Annotated in this window: 21 protein-coding genes; all 21 read right to left on the bottom strand. The window is 39.7% G+C overall.

The features are described 5' to 3' along the window. Window positions 1-153: 153 nt before the first annotated feature. Complete coding sequence (rlmD, locus tag CYK16_RS04320; protein WP_060805535.1) at window positions 154-1512, bottom strand: 23S rRNA (uracil(1939)-C(5))-methyltransferase RlmD; 1359 nt, start codon at window positions 1510-1512, stop codon at window positions 154-156. A gap of 96 nt (window positions 1513-1608) precedes the next feature. Continuing rightward, a complete protein-coding gene (gene sdbB / locus CYK16_RS04315) occupies window positions 1609-2166 on the bottom strand; it encodes a thiol-disulfide oxidoreductase-associated lipoprotein SdbB (protein WP_060805536.1) in 558 nt (185 codons plus the stop codon). An 11-nt stretch (window positions 2167-2177) separates the two neighbouring features. Then, entirely contained in the window at window positions 2178-2885 is a 708-nt protein-coding gene (ccdA2, locus tag CYK16_RS04310) for a thiol-disulfide oxidoreductase-associated membrane protein CcdA2 (protein ID WP_060805537.1), read from the bottom strand. Between the two features lie 267 nt (window positions 2886-3152). After that, the gene (locus CYK16_RS04305) at window positions 3153-4013 is read right to left on the bottom strand and encodes a methionyl aminopeptidase (protein WP_060805538.1); all 861 of its coding nucleotides are present in this window, start codon (window positions 4011-4013) and stop codon (window positions 3153-3155) included. Between the two features lie 15 nt (window positions 4014-4028). Further along, window positions 4029-5306, bottom strand: coding sequence for a CBS-HotDog domain-containing transcription factor SpxR (gene spxR / locus CYK16_RS04300; RefSeq protein ID WP_023942527.1), 1278 nt, complete (start codon window positions 5304-5306; stop codon window positions 4029-4031). After that, window positions 5299-5850 (bottom strand): GNAT family N-acetyltransferase, encoded by a 552-nt coding sequence (locus tag CYK16_RS04295; RefSeq protein ID WP_060805539.1) that lies wholly within the window; start codon window positions 5848-5850, stop codon window positions 5299-5301. The genes spxR and CYK16_RS04295 overlap by 8 nt, the downstream gene beginning before the upstream one ends. A gap of 15 nt (window positions 5851-5865) precedes the next feature. Continuing rightward, a complete protein-coding gene (locus tag CYK16_RS04290) occupies window positions 5866-7125 on the bottom strand; it encodes a UDP-N-acetylglucosamine 1-carboxyvinyltransferase (protein WP_001227091.1) in 1260 nt (419 codons plus the stop codon). A gap of 521 nt (window positions 7126-7646) precedes the next feature. After that, window positions 7647-8636, bottom strand: a complete 990-nt coding sequence (locus CYK16_RS04285) for a lipoate--protein ligase (RefSeq protein WP_060805540.1) — start codon at window positions 8634-8636, stop codon at window positions 7647-7649. 59 nt (window positions 8637-8695) lie between these two features. Continuing rightward, on the bottom strand, window positions 8696-10399 hold the full coding sequence (lpdA, locus tag CYK16_RS04280; protein ID WP_060805541.1) for a dihydrolipoyl dehydrogenase: 1704 nt from the start codon (window positions 10397-10399) through the stop codon (window positions 8696-8698). 45 nt (window positions 10400-10444) lie between these two features. Continuing rightward, entirely contained in the window at window positions 10445-11488 is a 1044-nt protein-coding gene (locus tag CYK16_RS04275) for a dihydrolipoamide acetyltransferase (protein ID WP_060805542.1), read from the bottom strand. A 755-nt stretch (window positions 11489-12243) separates the two neighbouring features. Next, on the bottom strand, window positions 12244-13236 hold the full coding sequence (locus CYK16_RS04270) for an alpha-ketoacid dehydrogenase subunit beta (RefSeq protein ID WP_000448714.1): 993 nt from the start codon (window positions 13234-13236) through the stop codon (window positions 12244-12246). A gap of 15 nt (window positions 13237-13251) precedes the next feature. Further along, window positions 13252-14220 (bottom strand): thiamine pyrophosphate-dependent dehydrogenase E1 component subunit alpha, encoded by a 969-nt coding sequence (locus CYK16_RS04265; RefSeq protein WP_000105367.1) that lies wholly within the window; start codon window positions 14218-14220, stop codon window positions 13252-13254. Window positions 14221-14373: 153 nt separating this feature from the next. Then, complete coding sequence (gene pdrM, locus CYK16_RS04260) at window positions 14374-15735, bottom strand: sodium-coupled multidrug efflux MATE transporter PdrM (protein ID WP_060805543.1); 1362 nt, start codon at window positions 15733-15735, stop codon at window positions 14374-14376. 41 nt (window positions 15736-15776) lie between these two features. After that, window positions 15777-17045 carry a dihydroorotase gene (locus CYK16_RS04255; RefSeq protein WP_101776696.1) on the bottom strand — a complete coding sequence of 423 codons (1269 nt, stop codon included), beginning with the start codon at window positions 17043-17045 and terminating at the stop codon, window positions 15777-15779. Window positions 17046-17057: 12 nt separating this feature from the next. Next, the gene (locus CYK16_RS04250; protein ID WP_001135770.1) at window positions 17058-17522 is read right to left on the bottom strand and encodes an NUDIX hydrolase; all 465 of its coding nucleotides are present in this window, start codon (window positions 17520-17522) and stop codon (window positions 17058-17060) included. 9 nt (window positions 17523-17531) lie between these two features. Next, window positions 17532-18185: a uracil-DNA glycosylase gene (locus CYK16_RS04245; RefSeq protein ID WP_060805545.1), complete on the bottom strand. Its 654-nt coding sequence runs from the start codon at window positions 18183-18185 to the stop codon at window positions 17532-17534. Between the two features lie 61 nt (window positions 18186-18246). After that, window positions 18247-18939 (bottom strand): pyrimidine 5'-nucleotidase PynA, encoded by a 693-nt coding sequence (gene pynA, locus CYK16_RS04240; RefSeq protein ID WP_060805546.1) that lies wholly within the window; start codon window positions 18937-18939, stop codon window positions 18247-18249. Between the two features lie 124 nt (window positions 18940-19063). Then, the gene (locus tag CYK16_RS04235; RefSeq protein WP_060805583.1) at window positions 19064-19282 is read right to left on the bottom strand and encodes a hypothetical protein; all 219 of its coding nucleotides are present in this window, start codon (window positions 19280-19282) and stop codon (window positions 19064-19066) included. A 48-nt stretch (window positions 19283-19330) separates the two neighbouring features. After that, window positions 19331-19543: a hypothetical protein gene (locus tag CYK16_RS10860; RefSeq protein WP_033688775.1), complete on the bottom strand. Its 213-nt coding sequence runs from the start codon at window positions 19541-19543 to the stop codon at window positions 19331-19333. 30 nt (window positions 19544-19573) lie between these two features. Continuing rightward, a complete protein-coding gene (locus tag CYK16_RS04225; protein WP_060805547.1) occupies window positions 19574-19765 on the bottom strand; it encodes a hypothetical protein in 192 nt (63 codons plus the stop codon). Between the two features lie 288 nt (window positions 19766-20053). After that, window positions 20054-20785: a hypothetical protein gene (locus CYK16_RS04220; protein WP_060805548.1), complete on the bottom strand. Its 732-nt coding sequence runs from the start codon at window positions 20783-20785 to the stop codon at window positions 20054-20056. Window positions 20786-20949 lie beyond the last annotated feature (164 nt).

The following is a 20949-nucleotide window of genomic DNA, read 5'->3' as shown; positions in this document are numbered from 1 at the left end:
GAAATACGCCACTTTTCAGACTTTATTTATCCTTCCTTGACATCAACGTAACTGCTTCAATGTGATGTGTCTGCAGGACTAAAAAGGTTTGGGGAGTTCAAAGCTCCAGTGGAGCTTTGAAGCCTCTCGTCTTAAAATGAAAAAGCGAGAAGATTAGCCACGTTTCTCTAATAAACTTACACACTCAACATGGTGCGTTTGAGGAAATAAATCCACTGGCTGTACTTTCTTCAATTCATATCCCAATTCTCGGTAGAGTTTGATATCACGCGCCATGGTTGCGACATTGCATGAGATATAGGCGATGCGGTCTGCTCCTGTTTGGGTACTAGCTTTGATAAAACTCTCGGTGAGTCCTTTTCTTGGTGGGTCCACTAGAATAACGGTTGGTTGAATACCTTCCTTGAGCCAATTCTTCATGGCATTTTCAGCTGTATCACAGACATAGTGGGCGTTTGAAATATTGTTTAATTGGGCATTCTTATTGCTATTCTCAACTGCTTCTGGAATCACTTCAACACCATAGACTTCCTTGACGTGTTTCGCCACAGAGAGACCAATCGTTCCAATCCCTGAATAGGCATCAATGACCACATCATCTGCTTTTAACTCCGCAAAGTCAATGGCTGTTTGATAGAGTTTCTCCGCCATTTCAGTATTGACTTGGTAAAATGCTGGACCAGCGATTTGGTAGTCATTTCCCAACATCTGGTCAGTGATAAAGTCTTGTCCATAAAGTGTGCACCATTCCTTACCAAAAATAGCATTGGTGTTCTGGTCATTGATATTTTGCATAACAGACACAATCTCTGGGAACTGCTTGATTAGTTGTTCAATCAATTGGTCGACACGAAAAATTTTAGGACGAGTTGTTACTAAAATGACCATAATTTGCCCTGAATAGTGTCCGCGACGCACCACAAGATTCCGAACCAAGCCAGACTGCTCCTTTTCATCATAAGGTTTCAAATCATAACGGCGGAGCAAGTCGCGTAGGACTACTACTACCTCGTCAATTACAGGATCCTGGATAAAGAAATCTTCCAAAGGCATGAGATCGTGGGAATTCTTACGGAAAAAGCCAGTTTCCAAGACACCATTTACTCGACGAACAGGGACCTGGGCCTTGTTGCGGTACTTGACTGGATTTTCCATACCAAGCGTTTCAGCAACTTCTACATCTGCAATTCCAGCAATCTTGTATAGACTATCCTTGACTTTCTTGGTTTTAAATTTGAGCTGTTCTGGATAAGAAAGATGTCCTAAATCCGCGATTCCTGAACGCAAGTAAGCCAAATCTAGATTTTGATTACGGTGTGGTGACTGGATAAGGTATTCTTCAACTTTCCCAAAGCCAATCTTTTTATTGACCTTGAGAACTCGCATGAGGATTTTTTCACTCGGTAAAGCATTCTCGATAAAAAAGACCAAACCATTCACCTTGGCAACTCCTGCCCCTTCATGGGTCAAGTCAACAATTTCAACTTCTACAATATCATTTTTCTTTAACATTCTCTTCTCTTTCTATTGGCCGACAAAAAAGACGGCAACGTTACGGTTACCATCTATTATACCATGAAATTTGTAATCAGATTCTCTTTATCTATTCTAGTTCATTTCTTTAAAGGCTGCTTCTGCATCCGCGTTGCTGATAACACCAAATTGTATCTTTCCAATCTTTCCTTGACTGTCAATCAGGTATTCTGTAGGAATGCTTCGGATTTGATAAGCTTGGAATGTGGTTGCTTTTGTGTCATAAAGAACTGGGATATCCTTATAACCTTGATCTTGGAACCATTGTGGGAATTGCTCAACAGTTTTTTCGCCTTGAATACCCGGTGCAATGACACTAAGAATTTCAAAATCACGATCTGGTTTCGCCGCTAGTTCCATCAACTCTGGCATACTTTTCTTACATGGACCACACCAGGAAGCCCAAAACTTCAAATAGACTTTTTTACCCTTATAATCCGATAACTTAACTTCTTTACCATCCATGGATTGCAAGGTAAAATCTGGAGCATCTTTTCCAACAGCAATTTGTTGTACAGTCGTTTGTTGTTTTGGCTGTTGTGCTGCTTGAGTCTTTTTAGTTTCCTCCTCACCACAGGCCATCAATACAACTAATGACAAGAGGCTTAAGCCAGCAAACATTACTTTTTTCATCTTTTTCTCCTTTATTCAAAAATTCCAGCTAGAACATTTACTTGTCCTAATAGTAATAAAATTCCCATTAAAATAATGAGGAAACCACCAATTTTCTTCAGTAACATCATATGGCGTTTGATTTTACTAAAATAAGGCATCACTACACCTGAAGCTAGAGCCAAAACCAAGAAAGGAATAGCCATCCCTAGAGTGTAAATCAAGGTATAAATCGCTCCTTGCCAAGCACCATTGCCTCCAGAAGCCGCAAGCGCTAAAACAGAACTCAAAACTGGACCAATACAAGGCGTCCAACCAAAACTAAAGGTAATACCGAGTAAAAAGGCCGACCAATAACGATTGGCTTCTGATTTCTTAAAAGTAAAGCTTTTTTGAACCTCTAATTTCTTAAAATGAAAAATTTCCATCTGGTGAAGGCCCAAAATAATGATAATCGTACCCATGGTATAGCGAAACCAATTGGCATAGAGAATATTACCAAAGTAACCAGCACCAAATCCTAGAATAAAGAAAATGAGAGAAATACCTGCGATAAAGCAAAGCGTTCGAATTAAACCTGACCAGGCAACTTTTCTACCAAATAAAGAAAAGCTTTTTGCACTTTCCTGATCATCCAGCAAAATTCCAGCATAAACTGGCAGAAGTGGAAAAATACAAGGAGAAAAGAAGGACAAGACCCCTGCTAAAAAAACGGAGATTGAAAATACTAGCGTTTCCAATAAAGAACCAACTTTCTTAAGAATTTAAACCTATTGTACTATAAATATTAAAATTTGTATCAAGTTTGCTACGGTTAACTATTTTTGCAATTATATTATATGAAACAAACTCTTTAATAGTACACTATGTTTTCTAAAACATTGTTAGAAATTGATTTGAATTTCTCAATCAAATTGTTCGGTTTTTTCATTTCACTATAGATAAAAGAAAAAATTGAAGAAAATTGTCCAAAGAGGCACTTTTTCTTCAATCTAATTTTACTTATTTTAATAAGTCCCTTCTTCACCTTGACTAGTCAAGATAACAGGTCCATCTTTCGTAATCACAAATTGGTGTTCATATTGGCAAGATAGGCCACCATCAATGGTCTTATGGGCCCAGCCAGTCTTCATATCTGTATCAATTTCCCAGTCACCTGTATTGATCATTGGTTCAATGGTCAAAACCATTCCTTCACGAAGACGAAGTCCACGACCAGCAATACCATAGTTAGGAACCATTGGTTCTTCGTGCATGGTTGGGCCAACACCATGACCAACCAAATCACGCACTACACCGTAACCACGGCTTTCAGCGTATTCTTGAATAGCCGCACCAATATCACCAATACGGTTCCCAACAACAGCTTGCTCAATCCCCTTATACATGGCTTCTTTAGTTACATCCATCAAGTTTTTCACTTCTTCGGACGGTGTACCAACAGCATAAGCCCAACATGAGTCTGCAAGACCACCAGAATAGCTCTGAGTGTATTTCTTCATTTGCTCAACATTGTTGAAGTTTAATTTTGAGACATTCAGGTCAGGTTTAGCAATAGGACCTCCCAAAACCATATCCACTTTGAGCAAATCACCATCTTTCAAAATATAGTGACGAGGGAAAGCGTGAGCCACTTCATCATTAAGAGAGCAGCAGGTAGCATAAGGATAGTCCATCATGGCACCGTCAACCCCAATCTGAAGCGGAAGGAAATTTTCTTCCTTACAACGACGGCGAACGTATTCTTCAACTTCCCACATATCTACGCCAGGCTTAATCAAATCACGCAAGCCAATATGAATACTTGCTAGAAAATCACCAGCCTTGTCCATAGCTTCGATTTCACGAGCTGATTTTAATGTTATCATTATTTCTCCTAGTTTCTAATTAATTTTAACAGTCACATTTGCTTTTGAAACAATCTGATGACCATGATAAATATCGTAATCAATAATAGCTGATCGTCTAGTATGGTGGATAATGCGTGCTTGAATGCGCAGTATATCATCTATCTGAACAGCCTGCAAAAAGTAGATCAGCATTTGCTCGATGATGAGATTGCGACCACTATTCACAACTAAATCTTGGGTCATGTGAGTCAGAATTTCTGCCAATACACCATTGGCTAAAACTCCATTTTTCTCTAGCATAAAGGGTTCCACTGTAATCACTACTTCATCATGATGATAAGAAAGTTTTTGACCAATCTGCTCAGAAAAAGTAGGTAGAGCAGAAACTTGGGAACGACTCATCTTCTCCATGACATCTCGTCTGGTTACAACCCCAAGCAAGGTTTGATTATTTCGAACAACCGGTACCATTTCAAAGTCTTCAGCAATCATCCGTTGACTCACATTGGCAATATTTGTCGATAATCCAACCAAAAATAGACTACGAGACATGACCTTGTCAATTGTGGTACTTGGTGACTTATCACCAGCGTCTCTCATGGTAACAACCCCAACAACAACCTGATGTTGATTGATAACTGGGAAACGGCTGCTACGATTCTTACGAACTAAGTCCAAATAATCTTTGACTGTGTCGGTTTCTCTCAGAAAACCATATTCATGACTCGGACGATAAAGTTTCTCAACTGTCAGAATATCAGTCTTGATTTGTACATTTGAAAGGGCTTTATTGATCATGGTCGCGACAGTGAAAGTGTCATGTTTGCTTCTTAAAACAGGAATTCCTTTTTGATTGGCCAGTTTAAGCACATCATCATGAACCTGAAATCCACCTGTAACCAGAACTGCATTTTCATTTTCCAGCGCTAATAATTGAATACGAGTCCGGTCACCAACAATCAAGAGTCCCCCATCATGAAGGTAAGATAAAATATTTTGCTCAGTCATGGCACCGATTGAAAACTTACTAAATTCTCTCTCTAAACCTTCTTGCCCAGCCAGAACCTCAGAAGAAGTCACTTCAGCAATTTCAGCAAAAGTTAATCTCTCTATAGCAACTTTCTGAGATTTAACACGGATAGTACCACTTCTAGGACGGGTCTCCACAATTCCACGGTTTTCAGCTTCCTTGATAGCGCGATAGGCCGTTCCATCACTGACTCCCAGATGGTTGGAAATACTACGAACACTGACCCTTTTACCTACTGGTAATTCCTCCAAATAGCTTAGAATTTCCTGATGCTTACTCATTGAATTCTCCTTTTATATACCGAAATTCAAGATAATCCCGCATTTTTCTTGTGTAGCGATCACTTCCCTTAAACTGACGGAACAAACGAAATCCAGACTTAAGAGCAACTCTTTGGCTAGCTTCATTTTCAAGGTGGGTAATGATAGATAATTGTTTTAAGCCAAATTCCTCAAAAGAAAGCTGACAAATTTTTCTAACAACCTCTGTCATAAATCCTTGCGACCAAGCATCTTTTCTCAAAAAATAGCCAAGCTCAGCTTCTTTTTTGATTTCATCTAACTTCTCAAATTTAATAGAACCAATCATTTGTTGATTTTTCTGGTCACAAATTGCCCACACTCCCAAAGGGGACTTCATAAAGTAATTTGCTAATGCATATTGACTTTCTTCCAGACTTGCCTGAGTTGGGAAAATAAATTGTAAATTTTCAGGATTTGAGGCTATCTCATGGAAGTCTTGACTATCACTAAAAAAGAAAGGACGCAAATACAAGCGATCCGTTTCAAAAAAAGAAAACATTGCTAATTTGGTCCAAATATTCATAAACACCTCTACGGTTTAATCCTCAACAAGTGTAATATCCGCTCCTAGATTACGTAATTTTTCAATAATATCAGAATAACCACGTAAGATAAACTCGATATTTGTAATTTCAGTTTTACCTTCAGCCATAAGCCCAGCAATGACTAGTGCAGCCCCAGCTCTCAGGTCAGTTGCTTTAACACTTGCCCCACGCAAATCACGTCCACCTGTGTACAAAATATGACCATTTGTTGTCGAAATGTCCGCATCCATCTTTGCTAGTTCAAAAACATGATTTACACGTTTTTCGTAAATCGTATCAACAATTGTACCACGACCATTCGCTCTTAGTAGAAGTGGGGTAATCGGTTGTTGCAAATCAGTTGCAAAGCCTGGGTAAGGAGCTGTCTTAATATTGATTGCTTTCAAATTAGACTGCTCTTCGACAAAAATGCTGTCTTCAGATACAGTCATTCTCACTCCCATTTCTTCCAGCTTAGCAATAAATCCTTCTAGGTGTTCGTAAAGAACATTATTTATACGAATCCCCTTGCCGACTGCAGCAGCTAAAGATATATATGTTCCAGCTTCGATACGGTCTGGAATCACCTGATGACGGGTTCCATGTAATCTTTCAACACCATCAATAATGATGATATTAGTTCCTGCCCCGCGGATATGGGCTCCCATATTATTCAAGAGGGTAGCTACATCAATAATTTCAGGTTCACGGGCTGCATTTTCAATAATGGTACGACCATTTGCTTTAACCGCAGCAATCATCGTATTAATCGTCGCACCCACACTAACCGTATCCATGTAAATACTTGCACCATGAAGTCCTGTATCTTTAGCAGATAACTTCATGTTATCTCCCTCGTAGCTAACAGTGGCCCCCATAGCTTCAAAAGCCTTAAGGTGTAGGTCAATCGGACGAGGACCAAGATCACATCCTCCCGGTAGACCAACTGTCGCTTCACCAAAACGGCCTAAGAGGCTCCCATAAAAATAGTAAGATGCACGAAGACTGTTAATTTTACCATAAGGCATTGGAATATTTTGAACACCTCTTGGATCAATCTCCAAGACATCATCATAACGCTTAACAGTAGCTCCCATCAATTCCATAATTTCGACAAGACTGGCTACATCCGAAATATCTGGAACACAATCCAAAGTCACCACATCATCAGCCAATATAATAGCTGGAATTAAGGCCACAACGCTATTTTTAGCACCACTAATAGTGATTTCACCTTGTAGTGGTAATCCACCATTGATAACAATTTTTCTCATTCTAAGTTTTTAATACTCTTTCAAGATTTCTAATAAGGTCTTTAAAATAAATTATATCATAAATGCAACCTTTTTTCCATCCTTTTCACTTTTATTGGAGATAGTAAGTAATAAATAGGATTAAGTTGAAAGGTTGAGTCCATATTTTATGAAACATCTTTTGATACTAAAAAAGCCTAAATTAAGAACTGCAAAATACCCCAAAAATTAGATTTTCTCTATCTAACTTTTGAGGTATCGTTCAACTATAAGAGATAATAGTCTTTTGGGGTGTTAATACTATGCGGAAATCAAAAACAACTCATGTCTGTGTCACCTTGCAGACAATCTACTACTGACCTTCTCATCTCTATATTCAATTGCAAATAGTCGTATTTAGTTGACTCAGAACAAACTTCCGAGTTTTTTTATTAAGCACTGTAAGTTAGTTCTTTTTGATTCTCATTCAGCAGGTTTTAAGACTTATCATATCTAGATAATATCTTTTCTGCAACACACAATGACTAACAAATAGCTTTTCTTTACTCTACTACCGCTTCAGCAATTTCTTCACGGCTAATACCAGCGAAGTAGCGTGTGATATCAATGGTTTCTAGCGCCTTAAGGACATCTTCGCGTTCGTATTTCACCCCACGAAGGACATCTTCTACTGCAGCAACATCTTCAATACCAAAGAAATCTCCATAAATCTTGATGTCTTGGATTTTTGATTCGACGACATTAGCAAAGACTTCCACCTTACCACTAGTGAATTTTGTTCCACGACGGACGTTAAATTCAGGTGATTTACCGTAGTTCCAGTCCCAAGTACCAAACTTAGTATCCTTGATGCGGTTAATTTCAGCTAATTCTTCCTCAGAAAAAACGTATTCTGTCATCTCTGGATACTCTTTTTTCATGTATTCCAAGAGTAAGTCACGGAATTCTTCGACCGTGATTTTTTCTGGTAATTCATTGATAATATTGGTGACACGAGCACGGACAGATTTCACACCTTTTGACTCAAATTTGTCCTTTGAAACCTTGAGAGCGTTAGCAAGGACTGACAAATCAACGTCAAAGAGCAAGCAACCGTGGTGCATGATACGGCCATTGATATAGGCTTGGGCATTGCCGCAGAACTTCTTACCATCAATCTCAAGGTCATTACGACCTGTGAACTCAGCTTTAACCCCAAGTTGAGCTAGTGTATTGATGACTGGAGTCGAGAAGCTCTTGAAGTCAAATGCCTTATTTTCATCTTCTTTTGAAATGATCGTGTAGTTGAGGTTATTTAAATCGTGGTAAACAGCTCCACCACCGCTGATACGGCGGACCACCTCAATACCATTTTCTCGAACATAATCACGGTTGATTTCTTCGATGGTATTCTGGTGACGACCAACAATGATAGATGGCTTGTTAATCCAAAGTAGGAAGATTTGATCCTCATCCAAAAGGTGTTTAAAGGCATATTCTTCCAAGGCAATATTAAAGGCAGTGTCGTTTGAATGATTGATAATGTATTTCATGATATCCCTTTATACGATAGAGACTGGAAAGATATTTTCCAGTCTATTCTATCTTTCTTTTATTTTTTCTTAGGTGAATGGATAGCCATTCCTAGAACATCCGCAAATGCTTCGTACATCACTTCAGAGTAGGTTGGGTGTCCGTGGATAGTCTTCAGCATTTCTTCAACAGTAATTTCCATTTCGATAATGCTTGACGCCTCATTGATCAATTCTGCAGCTGCAGGACCAATGATGTGAACACCAAGAATTTCCCCGTATTTCTTATCTGCAATGACTTTTACGAAACCTTGAGCAGCATCAGAAGCAATGGCACGACCATTAGCAGCAAAGTTGAATTTACCGATTTGGACATCATATTTCTCACGGGCTTGTTCTTCAGTCAAACCAACTGCTGCTACTTCTGGAAGTGTGTAGATAGCTGCAGGAGTCAAATTCAACTTGGCAACAGCATGGTTTCCTTTAAGGGCGTTTTCAGCAGCAACTTCACCCATGCGGAAGGCTGCGTGAGCCAACATCTTAGTACCGTTGATGTCACCTGGTGCGTAGATACCTGGAACAGAAGTTTCCATGTATTCGTTGACCTTGATGCGACCACGATCCAATTCAAACTCAACATCACCAATACCTTCAAGATCCGGAACACGACCGATTGAAAGGAGAGCTTTGCTTGCGATAATATCGTCTTTTCCTTCAACCTTGATACGAAGTTGACCATTTTCCTCGATGATTTCTTGCAGTTTAGTACCAGTCAAGATGGTCATTCCTTTACGCTCAAGGATCAAGCGAAGGTTCTTAGACACTTCTGCATCCATAGCTGGGACGATACGGTCCATCATTTCGATGACAGTCACTTTTGAGCCAAATGTCATGAAGGCTTGACCAAGTTCGATACCGACAACACCACCACCGATGATAACAAGACTTTCTGGCACTTCATTCATTTCAAGAATATCGTCACTGGTCATGACAAGTGAAGATTCCATACCAGGGACGTTAATCTTGCTGACTTTTGAACCACCAGCAAGGATGATTTTCTTGGTTTCAAGCAATTCAGAACCATTTACCAAGACGTTCTTGTCTTTAGTGATGGTACCAATTCCCTTATGAACAGTAACTCCGTAACTACGAAGAAGACCAGCAACTCCACCAACAAGAGTATTAACAACTTTAGATTTAGTTTCTAAAAGTTTTTCCATATCAACAGTGAAGTTTGGATTTTCGATCACGATACCACGGTTTGCTGCATGACCGATATTTTCGATGATTTCAGCGTTATGAAGGTAGGTCTTGGTTGGGATACATCCACGGTTCAAGCAGGTTCCACCGAGTTCAGATTTCTCAACAAGGGCAACCTTACCGCCGAGTTGGGCAGCTTTAATAGCTGCAACATAACCAGCAGGACCTCCACCAATCACAACGATATCAAAAGCATCATTGCTCTTACCATCATCGTTTGAAGCACTTGCTGCAGGTGCAGGGCTAGCTTCTGGGGCTGCTGCTCCAGCTGTTGGGATGTTTTCCCCTTCTTCACCAAGGTAACCGATAACTTCCGTTACAGGGACAGTTTCGCCATCTCCTTTGAGAATGGCAATCAAGTACCCATCTTCTTCGGCTTCCAATTCCATGCTGACTTTGTCAGTCATGATTTCCAAAAGGATTTCTCCTTCTTTTACAAATTCTCCGACTTTTTTATTCCATTGGACGATTTGTCCTTCTGTCATATCCACGCCGGCTTTTGGCATAATTACTTCTAAGGCCATGTCTTCCTTCCTTTATCTATATCTTTAAAATGAATACTCTTGTTCTTAAATCAACATTGAGATTGGATTTTCAATCAATTCTTTCAAGTCTTTCATAAACTTAGCACCAGCCATACCATCTACGACACGGTGGTCAATTGTTAAACTAAGGCTCATGATAGGGCGAATCACAATTTCACCATTGACGACAACTGGCTTCTCAATTGTCGAACTCACACCAAGGATAGCTGAGTTTGGTTGGTTGATGATAGGACCAAAGGACTGAACGCCAAACATTCCCAAATTACTGATAGTAAATGTTGAATTTTGCAGTTCACTTGGAGCCAATTTACTATCCAAGGTACGGCTAATCACATCCTTAAAGGCTACAACCAACTCTGAAAGAGTCATCTTCTCAGCATTGTAAACAACAGGTGTCATCAATCCATTATCCATCCCAACTGCCATGGCAAGATTGACATAGTTGTGAGTGATAATAGTCTTGCCATCTTCTGTCAATGAAGCGTTGATATAAGGATGCTTCATCAAGGTTTTCACAACAGCAAGTGAAAGAAGGTCTGTTACAGTAGTCTTCTTCCCAGTTGCTTCCATGATTGGCTCAAGCACCTTCTTACGAAGAGCCAACATTTCAGTCATATCAACTTCATAGTTGAGGGTGAAGGTTGGCGCAGTCAAGTAAGATTCAACCATCCGTTGAGCAATAACCTTACGCATCGGTGTCATTGGAATACGCTCGATTTCACCGTAAGGTGTTACGTTATCAGGAACTTCTTCCACTTTTTCAATCTGAGCAGGAGACTTGATGGTCTCGTTTTCAATATTTTCAGGAAGCAAGGCCAAAACATCCTTCTTCATGATTTTACCACGATGACCAGTTCCTTGGATTTCCTGCCAAGCAATGTTATGTTCGAGGGCAATTCGTTTTGCAAGTGGCGAAATGCGAACCACGTTTGTGTCTTTATAAGTTTCCACGTCTTCTTTGTGGACACGACCGTTTGCACCTGAGCCAGAAACGTCGTAGAGGTTGATCCCTAAATCATCCGCTAACTTTCTAGCTGCAGGAGTCGCTCTTAGCTTGTCATCAGCCATGACCTCTCCAATTCTAATTATGATACTAAGGGCGTAAAAAGCGACTGAAAAATAGGAAATCGACGATGGCTTCAATGAAGCCAAGGAGATTTATCTTTTTTCCGAGCTTTTAGCCTGTGTTCGAATATAAGATATTAAGGACGAAGAGGGCAATGAAAAAATAGGAGATTGACGATGTGTTCGATGAACACAAGGAAATCTATCTTTTTTTCGCAGACCTCCGTCCGAATTCAATTACATGATACTAAGGGCGTCAAAAGTCAAAGTGAAAATAGGAAATCGACGCTGGCTTCGATGAAGCCAAGGAGATTAATCTTTTTTCCGAACTTTTAGCCCGTGTTCAACTCTACAAGTAACTTGGACACGGAACGTGTCTCAAGTTACTACGGTTGCCGCTATTTGGCGGTCAACCTTGTAGACTTACTAATTCATTCGTCGAATATTATCGATTCGACTCACTCATGTCGCAACTCTTCAAATCATTTGAATACAAAACATATCTCAAGTTACTACGGTTGCCGCTATTAAGCGGTCAACCTTGTAGACTTACTAATTCATTCGTCGAATATTATCGATTCAACTCATTCATGTCGCAACTCTTCAAATCACTTGGATACGAAATATATCTCAAGTTGTTACGGTTGCCGCTATCAATCGGTAAACCCTGTAGACTTACTAAATCCTTCGTCGGTTATTATCGAACCGACTCTTTTTGTGACAGGATATGATTTTTACATAAATTATCTTATGTAATTTCATTCTTTGTTATACGTTTTACGGATGGCATCTTTGATGCTTTCAACTGTTGGAATCATTGCATTTTCTAGGTTTTGTGCGTAAGGCATTGGCACATCTTCTCCTGCGCAACGGCGGATTGGTGCATCTAGATAGTCAAATGCTTCTGATTCTGAAATAATAGCTGAAATTTCACCAATATAGCCACTTGTTTTATGGGCATCGTTGACCAGAACAACCTTACCAGTCTTCTTCACTGAGTTGATGATGATATCCTTATCAAGTGGAACAAGGGTACGAGGATCCACAATTTCAACTGAAATTCCTTCTTCTGCTAATTCTTCAGCTGCTTGAACCACACGGCGAAGCATTTTCCCGTAAGTAACAACTGTTACATCCGTTCCTTCACGTTTAATTTCCCCAACTCCAAGTGGGATTGTGTAGTCTGGATCAACTGGCACTTCCCCTTTTTGGTTAAATTCTGACTTGTACTCAAGAATGATAACAGGGTTATTATCACGGATAGAAGACTTAAGTAATCCTTTCATGTCCGCAGGTGTACCTGGCGCTACAACCTTAAGTCCTGGAATGTGAGTAAACCAAGACTCTAGAGATTGCGAGTGCTGGGCTGCAGAACCAACTCCGTTACCTGCTGCACAACGAACAGTCATTGGAACCTGACCTTTACCACCAAACATATAACGTGTTTTAGCAGCTTGGTTGACGATATTGTCCATGGCAATGACCGAGAAGTCCATAAAGGTCATATCGACAATTGGACGAAGTCCTGTCATGGCTGCTCCTGCTGCTGCCCCTGAGATGGCTGCTTCAGAAATCGGACAGTCACGGACACGTTCTGGACCAAATTCTTCAAGCATTCCAACAGAAGTTCCGAAGTCTCCTCCGAAGACACCGACGTCTTCTCCCATCAAGAACACATTTTCATCGCGACGCATTTCCTCAGACATAGCAAGGATAATGGTGTCACGGAAGGACATTGTTTTTGTTTCCATTTTATCTCTTTCTCCTTAGTCTGCGTATATATCTTCAAAGGCTGATTCAAGCGGTGGGAATGGACTTTCCTCTGCAAATTTAACAGAAGCTTCTACTGCTTCCTTTACTTGCGCTTGGATTTCTTCCAATTCTTCGGCACTTGCAATATTATTTTCAATGAGGTACTTGCGGAGGTTTTCGATTGGGTCTTTTTGTTTCCACAATTCCACTTCTTCACGTGTACGATATTTACCAGGGTCAGATGATGAGTGACCAAGCCAGCGATAAGTTACACTTTCAATCAAGACTGGACCATTGCCACCACGAACATGATCTACAGCTTTCTTAAATCCTTCATAGACATCGATGACATTGTTACCGTCTTCGATGAACATTCCAGGAATTCCATAAGCGGCGCTACGTTGATGGATATGTTCTACATTGGTCATTTTCTTGATATCCGCAGAGATACCGTAACCGTTGTTAATGCAATAGAAAATGACTGGCAGGTTCCAGATAGAAGCCATGTTCACTGCTTCGTGGAAAACACCTTCGTTGGTCGCACCATCTCCAAAGAAGCAGACAACGATTTTTCCGGTATTTTGCATTTGCTGACTGAGGGCTGCACCAACAGCGATTCCCATACCTCCACCTACGATACCATTGGCACCAAGGTTACCAGCATCAAGGTCGGCTATATGCATAGATCCACCTTTACCTTTACAGGTTCCGGTGTATTTTCCAAGGATTTCAGCCATCATTCCATTAAGGTCAATTCCTTTGGCAATAGCTTGTCCATGACCACGGTGGTTTGAGGTAATCAGATCATCTGGATTGAGAGCTAACATAGCCCCCACGTTAGCTGCCTCTTCACCAACAGAAAAGTGCGTCATTCCTGGCACTTTCCCTTTCTTTACTAATTGTGCAATTTTTAAGTCCATGCGACGGATTTCTTCCATCTTACGGAACATTTCGAGCAAAAGATTTTTATCTAAAGTTGACATCTTCTTGCCTTTCTAACTTTCTTCTTACCTTACCATTTTACCGTTTTTGGAAAATACTGTCAAAGTTTTTCTCATGTAAATTTCACAAAATAAAAAAGAAAACCCCATGGAAACAAGGGATTTTCTTATCAATAATATTTTTTCACAAACTTTTTAGCATTTAGATTTTGCTAAAGATTCAAATCTCTTCATAATCACAGTTAGACGCCAACGGTAGAGCGCCCCACTCACGATTAGACTAATAATCAAGCCAATCCAGTAAGAATAAGCTCCAAAATCTGTTAGAGAGTCGAATACCATAGCTACTGGGAGTGTCACCCCCCAGTAACCAACCAAACCAAGGTAAAAAGGAATAACGGTATCCTTATACCCCCGTAAAATTCCCTGAAGCGGTGCCGCAAAGGTATCTGCTAACTGGAAGAAAAGACTATAAGTCAAAAATCGCGCTGTCAAATCGATGAATTCTGGGTCGTTACCATAAAGACTGGCCACATTTCCTCTAAAAATGTAAAGGAAAGATAAGGTGAAGGCCGCAAAAATAAGGGCTGTCCATCTTCCTAGACCAATATAGGTTTTCGCATCATCAAATCGTTTGGCTCCTACTTCATAGGAAACGACAATAGCCATAGCAGATGAGATACTCATAGGAAAGGCGTACATGAGACTTGAAAAGTTCATTGCTGACTGGTGACTAGCAATAATCAAGGATGAGAACTTAGCCATAATCAAGCCAACCACGGAAAAGATAGCTACTTCTGCAAAGACAGTTCCCCCTATAGGAAGACCTAAGCGAACTCCTTCCTTAATTTTATCCATATTAAGTGGAATGCGTTTCTCAAGGTGTAAGGCTTTGAGCTTCTCCTGTTTAAATAAAACCAGAACAGAAATCCCCAGCAAGACCCAGTAGGCCAAGGATGTTCCTAAACCAGCACCAGCACCTCCCAGTTCTGGAACACCAAATGCCCCGTAAATCAAGAGATAGTTAAATCCGCTATTGAGAGGAAGCAACAAAAGCATGAGGTACATGGACAGTTTGGTCAAGCCCAGCGAATCCAGCAAGGAACGAATGACACTAAAAAGCAATAAGGGGATAATCCCGATAGATAAAAACCAGAGATAGCGAACCGCTACTGCCGCCACCGGTGCTTCTAGTCCAATATGATTCAAGATTGGTGGTGCCAAGAAAAGTACCATCCCCAGCAAGAGCATAGATAGACCCAAGGCCAGATAGATGAACTGGTAAAAATCAGACGCAACCTCTTCCTTTTTGCCTCGCCCAAGATGGTGACCAATGATGGGTACCAGGGCTGACACAATCCCTGTCAGGAATGTAAAAAAAGGATTCCAGATACTGGTTGCCATAGACACACCAGCCAAGTCCATGGTGTTGTATTGACCAGTCATAGTCGTATCAACAAAGGAGGCAGAATAATTGGCAAATTGATAAATCAGGATAGGGAAAAATATCTTTAAAAATAAGATAAACTTGTCTTTAAAATGATGGGTTTGGTACATATAGACGCTCTATTCTTTTGGTTTACAGAGCAGACTCCCACCTAGTTTTGATAGACAATTTGTCCCTTACAGATGGTATATTTAACCTGCCCTTTTAAGGTTTCACCAATGAATGGTGAATTGGTTGCTTTCGAAGCAAAATGGGAGTCCACAAGTCGGTCAGCCTTAGCATCAAAAATAGTGATGTCTGCTGGACCATTCTCAGCTAAATAACCTGCTTCAAAGTTGTAAAGCTTGGCTGGGTTGTATGTCATCTTTTCGAGCAATTCCATCAAACTTAACTCACCAGCTTCGACCAAATAAGTCAATCCGAGAGAAAGAGATGTTTCCAAACCTGTCATGCCAGATGGTGCTTTGGTTATATCCTCAACATTTTTCTCATCCGCATGGTGAGGCGCGTGGTCAGTTGCGATAACTGTGATAACACCTGACTTGAGACCTTCGATAACGGCACGACGGTCTGATTCCAAACGAAGCGGCGGATTCATCTTGGCATTGCTACCTTGTGTCAAAAGGAGAGCTTCCGTCTTAGAGAAATGCTGTGGCGCTACTTCTGCTGTGACTTTCGCTCCCAATCCTTGAGCAAACTCGACTACATTAACACTTTCTTCCTTAGACAAATGCTGGATGTGAACATGGGCCTTGGTCGCATAGGCAATCATGACGTCACGCGCCATCATAGCGTACTCAGCCACCCCAGTCGCACCACAAATATGGAAATGTTCTTTAGCAATATTTTCATTAAAGCCAAGAATCCCATTCAAACCTGGATCTTCCTCATGAAGACTAATAAAGGTATTAAGCTTTTTAGCTTCCTCCATGGCTTCCTTGACAACTTTACTACTTTCAAGTGGAATACCGTCATCAGAGAAACCAACCGCACCTGCTTCTAAAAGCGCCTTAAAGTCAGTCAAGTCTTGGCCATTAAAGTTCTTAGTAATGGTCGCAACTGTCTTAACATTAATCTTTTCCTTAGTAGCTGAATCCAGAACTTCTTTTAAAGTCTCTACATCCGAGATAGTTGGACTGGTATTAGCCATCATAACGACAGTAGTAAAACCACCTGCAGCGGCTGCAAGAGCACCTGTGTGAATATCTTCCTTATGAGTTTGACCAGGTTCACGGAAATGAACATGAATATCGACCAAGCCAGGAGCAACTACAAGACCTGTAGCATCAATCATCTCTGCTCCTTCTTCTTTAATCTCAGGCGCAATTTTGACAATTTTCCCATCTTGAACTAAGACATCACACACTTGATCCAAACCAGACTTGGGATCCATTACACGACCATTTTTGATTAGTAGCATCTGCTTTCTCCTTTATTCATAAAAATCAACTTGGGTATCCAACAATTTATCCCCATCATAAACAAACTTGGCTGAAAAGAAGGGTTTATCTTCTAAAAGCCACCCAACAAAGGTATGATCCCCTTCCCAAGTCGGCTTACTCAAAACCTCGTCATAGGGAACCCATTCTAGCGTTCCCTCGTTGCAGTCAATCAAGTCACCCTCGAACTCCGTCACTTTAAAAACATAGGTGTACCAGTCTAAATCTGGCGTAAATTCAGGAAAAGTGATAACACCTTTTAGAACTGGCTTGGCTTTGAGCCCTGTTTCTTCAAGGATTTCACGCGCCGCGCATTCCTGGGGCGTCTCTCCTCTCTCTAGCTTACCACCCACACCAATCCATTTCCCTTCATGGACATCATTAGGCTTCTTATTACGATGGAGCATGAGCAGTTCTTTTCCGTTATCAATGTAGCAAATCGTCGCTAACTGAGGCATATTTTCTCCTTATCTAAGCCAATCGATTGGCTCTTGTCCTGTCTCTTTTAAGAATGCATTGGCCTTGGAAAAAGGCTTGGAACCCCAAAATCCTCTATAAACTGACAAAGGACTGGGATGGGCTGATTCGATAATCAAGTGATGAGGATTGGTAACCAAGACCTTCTTCCTACGTGCATAGACTCCCCAGAGTACAAAAACGACTGGTCTATCTAGATGATTAACCACCTGAATCACAGCATCCGTAAAAGGCTCCCATATCTGCCCAGCATGACCATTGGCACGTCCAGCAGGAACCGTCAAACAAGCATTAAGAAGCAAGACTCCTTGCTCAGCCCAAGCTGTCAAATCATGAGATTTCTTAACCCCGATATCATCTGACAATTCTTTCAATATATTTTGCAAGGATGGTGGAGCTGGGATAGAGTCCGGTACAGAAAAACTCAAGCCCTGCGCTTGACCTGGCCCGTGATAGGGATCTTGCCCTAGAATCACCACCTTAACCTCTTCAAGCGGTGTTGTCAAGAGAGCCTGAAAAACCTTTTCCTTAGGTGGATAAACAGTCCCTTGAGCATAGACCTGATTCATAAACTGATTGATTTTCCCAAAATAACCCTCAGGTAATTGCTCCTTAATCAAAGCATGCCAAGACGAGTGTTCCATAGCCGACTCCTTCGTTTTTACTGCCTCTATTATAGCAAAAAGTGGCTATGGAAACCACTTTTTACAGTTTATCTAAACAATCCAGCAAGTCGTTGTAAGAATGGACTTCGTAGGTTGGCTGGGCTTGTGTGGGATTTTCGAGGTGATGAGGATTGTACCAAATAGTGTCAATCCCCGCATTATTGCCACCTTGAATGTCGGCGGTTAGAGAGTCTCCAATCATCAGCGTCTTTTCTTTGCTAAAACCTGCAATCTGTTGACCAATTTTTTCATAAAAAAGAGCATCCGGCTTTTGTGTTTGCAACTGTTCAGAGATAAAGACTTGATTGAAATAAGGTGCTAGACCAGACTGAGCCAAACGCCCTGTCTGAATGGCAGTAATGCCATTTGTCGCAGCATTTAGCTCATAATCTCGCTCGATGAGGTTGTCTAAGAGTTCATGAGCGCCTGAAAAAGTTTGTCCCTGTTGAGCGAGGTAAAATTGGTAACGCTGGGCTAGAAAACTACCATCTTTTTCCTGTCCAAAGTGAGCAAATAGACGAGAAAAGCGCGTGTTAACCAGCTCTTGTTTACTGATTTTCTTTTGCTCCAAGTCCTTCCAGAGAGCCTTGTTCATAGGAACATAATAGTCTTTATAATCCTGAATGTCTGTAACCCCTTCTTCTTTTAAGAGTTGAGTCAAAGCCACATCCTCAGCAGCATCAAAATCAAGAAGAGTGTGATCAAGGTCGAAAAGTAGAAATTTGTAGGACAATTTAGTGTTTTCCTTTCTAAGATAAACAACTTTCACTTCAGCCAGCTGTTTAATGTAAAAACTTAAAAGTAGTATAGTATCACAAAGAATAATAGTTCTAATGGATTAACTAACCCATACTATTCTAGTCAAGTTTATTTTTATTGTAGAAAAATCTCCTATAAATTCGAGCAATAGTCAACATAAATACGGAGACTACCCCTATAATAGTTAAAACTGATTTTCCTACCCCTGTTTCAGCATTTATTATGTAAGTGTGAAATAAAGGTGCTAGACCTAGCAAAACATATAAAATGTAGAAAGCTAATTTTATCTCTCCGATACCAGCAAAAAAATGTTTCATTTTAAATATCCCAATTTTACCTTTCATCTTTATAATCCACTAACAGATCTATTGACTTCTCATTTTTTTGAATAATCTTGACAGCAAATTTACTCCACTTAATGCCACTAAAACTTCAATGGGCAAAAAATAGTAATCCCATATCAAATGAGAAATCAGCAATGTTAGAAATAGTATACAGTCAATATAACTATTCTGAAAATACTCTGTAATTACATAATACAAAAACACCACAACCATCAAAATTAAAACAACCATCATAATACTATCATCCTGTTCTTCTCACTAACGCTATTTCCAAAATTTAATTTTTTTATGACTTAGTAATGCAATTCCAATTAGCAATACACCTAAAATAAATAAAAGTATCTCCCAAAATTTATTCTCAGTTTTAATAAAAGGTATAAGATACATACTAATCAATATGGAACTTGCCCCTAAAAGAGCAGATGCCACTCTGACTTTATCAGTTAGTTTAAACATGTTGAGTCTCCCATAAAATAATCAATGGCTACGTTTACTGTAACATTCCTCCGTCTTTATGTAGAGATAATCCCCCATCAAGACACCTCATCTCTTCTTACTCAATAGCAACATAATTATTTGGTGATACGAGTTTCATAAGATTTCTCCTCTTTAACGTTGCATGGTTAGGATAGTTCTCTAATCAGTAATCGTCGACTGCGTTTAAAGCACTTTGTTACCTAGATAAGATATCCTTTCTCTACCTGATTTGATTTTAAAGAGAAGTAAGATTTAACCTTATTTATCTTATTTCTTATTTTTAAATAACTTATACTCTTTTTCTCTGATAAAGGGAAGTGAGAAATTAGAAAAAATTAGTAGAATTGAAAATAGGTATCCATCTTTTTGCATTGCTAAAACATAGCCTAAAAATATATAGACAATCAAATCTAGTACAAAAAGAGAAAATATTCTCCTTTTCATCATCTCACTTGAATTAAAGATTCTATTTAATAGAACCTTTATCGTAGTATCTACACAAATTTTTATCAAAAAGATAAGAGCAAATACACGATTAGCAACTGTACCATGAAGAATAAATGGAAATATAGTTAATATAAAACTAGAAATCTCTAAATATTTTATCCAAGGAGATTGAGACATCTTACTTTTAAACTGACTGATTTTCCTATATTCACTAGCTAATCTAGTATCAAAATCTCTACCAATTTTATTAAAGATTAAGAACTCCAGGATAAAAATACTTATTAATACGAAATAAGTAGAAACGTTTCCTGGGAAATATTTATTGATTAAAATCGGGAAACTCATTAACAGAATCGAATTTATGGCTAGGCAGATAGATACTATTTTATTTTTCACTGAATATATAGGGAGCGATACTATCGAATAGAGAAACGCTAAAAAAATAAGCAAGAAATACTCTGTGCTGCTAATTAGCGGCGCCCTTAATGATAAAAATAGATAGGCACCCCACACGATGATATGCGCTTTACGAATTGACTCTAGATTACTCATCTACCTACTCCTAATATGTAAAGGGAATCCATTTTTAGTTTACATTCTCTTTCAAACAAGTCATAAGCATTTTATGATATTTCCTTCTTCTACATTAGGTAAAGTTGAAATACATTTTTTGCAAGTGAAAATATAATTGTTATTAAAAATCCCAAAAAGATCTA

The organism is Streptococcus oralis subsp. dentisani, assembly GCF_002860905.1.
Lineage (GTDB): Bacteria > Bacillota > Bacilli > Lactobacillales > Streptococcaceae > Streptococcus > Streptococcus oralis_BA.
Note: the sequence above shows the minus strand (reverse complement) of the source record. Positions and strands in the feature narration are given on the sequence as shown.

Excerpts from the sequence above, each read along its gene's own strand:
- CYK16_RS04305 (WP_060805538.1), bottom strand. The coding sequence starts at position 4,013 with ATGATAACATTAAAATCAGCTCGTGAAATCGAAGCTATGGACAAGGCT.
- CYK16_RS04245 (WP_060805545.1), bottom strand. The coding sequence starts at position 18,185 with ATGGAACACTCGTCTTGGCATGCTTTGATTAAGGAGCAATTACCTGAG.
- CYK16_RS04285 (WP_060805540.1), bottom strand. The coding sequence starts at position 8,636 with ATGAAATACATTATCAATCATTCAAACGACACTGCCTTTAATATTGCC.
- CYK16_RS04250 (WP_001135770.1), bottom strand. The coding sequence starts at position 17,522 with ATGCCTCAGTTAGCGACGATTTGCTACATTGATAACGGAAAAGAACTG.
- CYK16_RS04265 (WP_000105367.1), bottom strand. The coding sequence starts at position 14,220 with ATGTCAACTTTAGATAAAAATCTTTTGCTCGAAATGTTCCGTAAGATG.
- CYK16_RS04220 (WP_060805548.1), bottom strand. The coding sequence starts at position 20,785 with ATGAGTAATCTAGAGTCAATTCGTAAAGCGCATATCATCGTGTGGGGT.
- CYK16_RS04270 (WP_000448714.1), bottom strand. The coding sequence starts at position 13,236 with ATGGAAACAAAAACAATGTCCTTCCGTGACACCATTATCCTTGCTATG.
- CYK16_RS04275 (WP_060805542.1), bottom strand. The coding sequence starts at position 11,488 with ATGGCTGATGACAAGCTAAGAGCGACTCCTGCAGCTAGAAAGTTAGCG.
- sdbB (WP_060805536.1), bottom strand. The coding sequence starts at position 2,166 with ATGAAAAAAGTAATGTTTGCTGGCTTAAGCCTCTTGTCATTAGTTGTA.
- CYK16_RS04235 (WP_060805583.1), bottom strand. The coding sequence starts at position 19,282 with ATGAAACATTTTTTTGCTGGTATCGGAGAGATAAAATTAGCTTTCTAC.
- spxR (WP_023942527.1), bottom strand. The coding sequence starts at position 5,306 with ATGAGTAAGCATCAGGAAATTCTAAGCTATTTGGAGGAATTACCAGTA.
- lpdA (WP_060805541.1), bottom strand. The coding sequence starts at position 10,399 with ATGGCCTTAGAAGTAATTATGCCAAAAGCCGGCGTGGATATGACAGAA.
- pdrM (WP_060805543.1), bottom strand. The coding sequence starts at position 15,735 with ATGTACCAAACCCATCATTTTAAAGACAAGTTTATCTTATTTTTAAAG.
- CYK16_RS04295 (WP_060805539.1), bottom strand. The coding sequence starts at position 5,850 with ATGAATATTTGGACCAAATTAGCAATGTTTTCTTTTTTTGAAACGGAT.
- CYK16_RS04225 (WP_060805547.1), bottom strand. The coding sequence starts at position 19,765 with ATGTTTAAACTAACTGATAAAGTCAGAGTGGCATCTGCTCTTTTAGGG.
- CYK16_RS04255 (WP_101776696.1), bottom strand. The coding sequence starts at position 17,045 with ATGCTACTAATCAAAAATGGTCGTGTAATGGATCCCAAGTCTGGTTTG.
- CYK16_RS10860 (WP_033688775.1), bottom strand. The coding sequence starts at position 19,543 with ATGATGGTTGTTTTAATTTTGATGGTTGTGGTGTTTTTGTATTATGTA.
- rlmD (WP_060805535.1), bottom strand. The coding sequence starts at position 1,512 with ATGTTAAAGAAAAATGATATTGTAGAAGTTGAAATTGTTGACTTGACC.
- CYK16_RS04290 (WP_001227091.1), bottom strand. The coding sequence starts at position 7,125 with ATGAGAAAAATTGTTATCAATGGTGGATTACCACTACAAGGTGAAATC.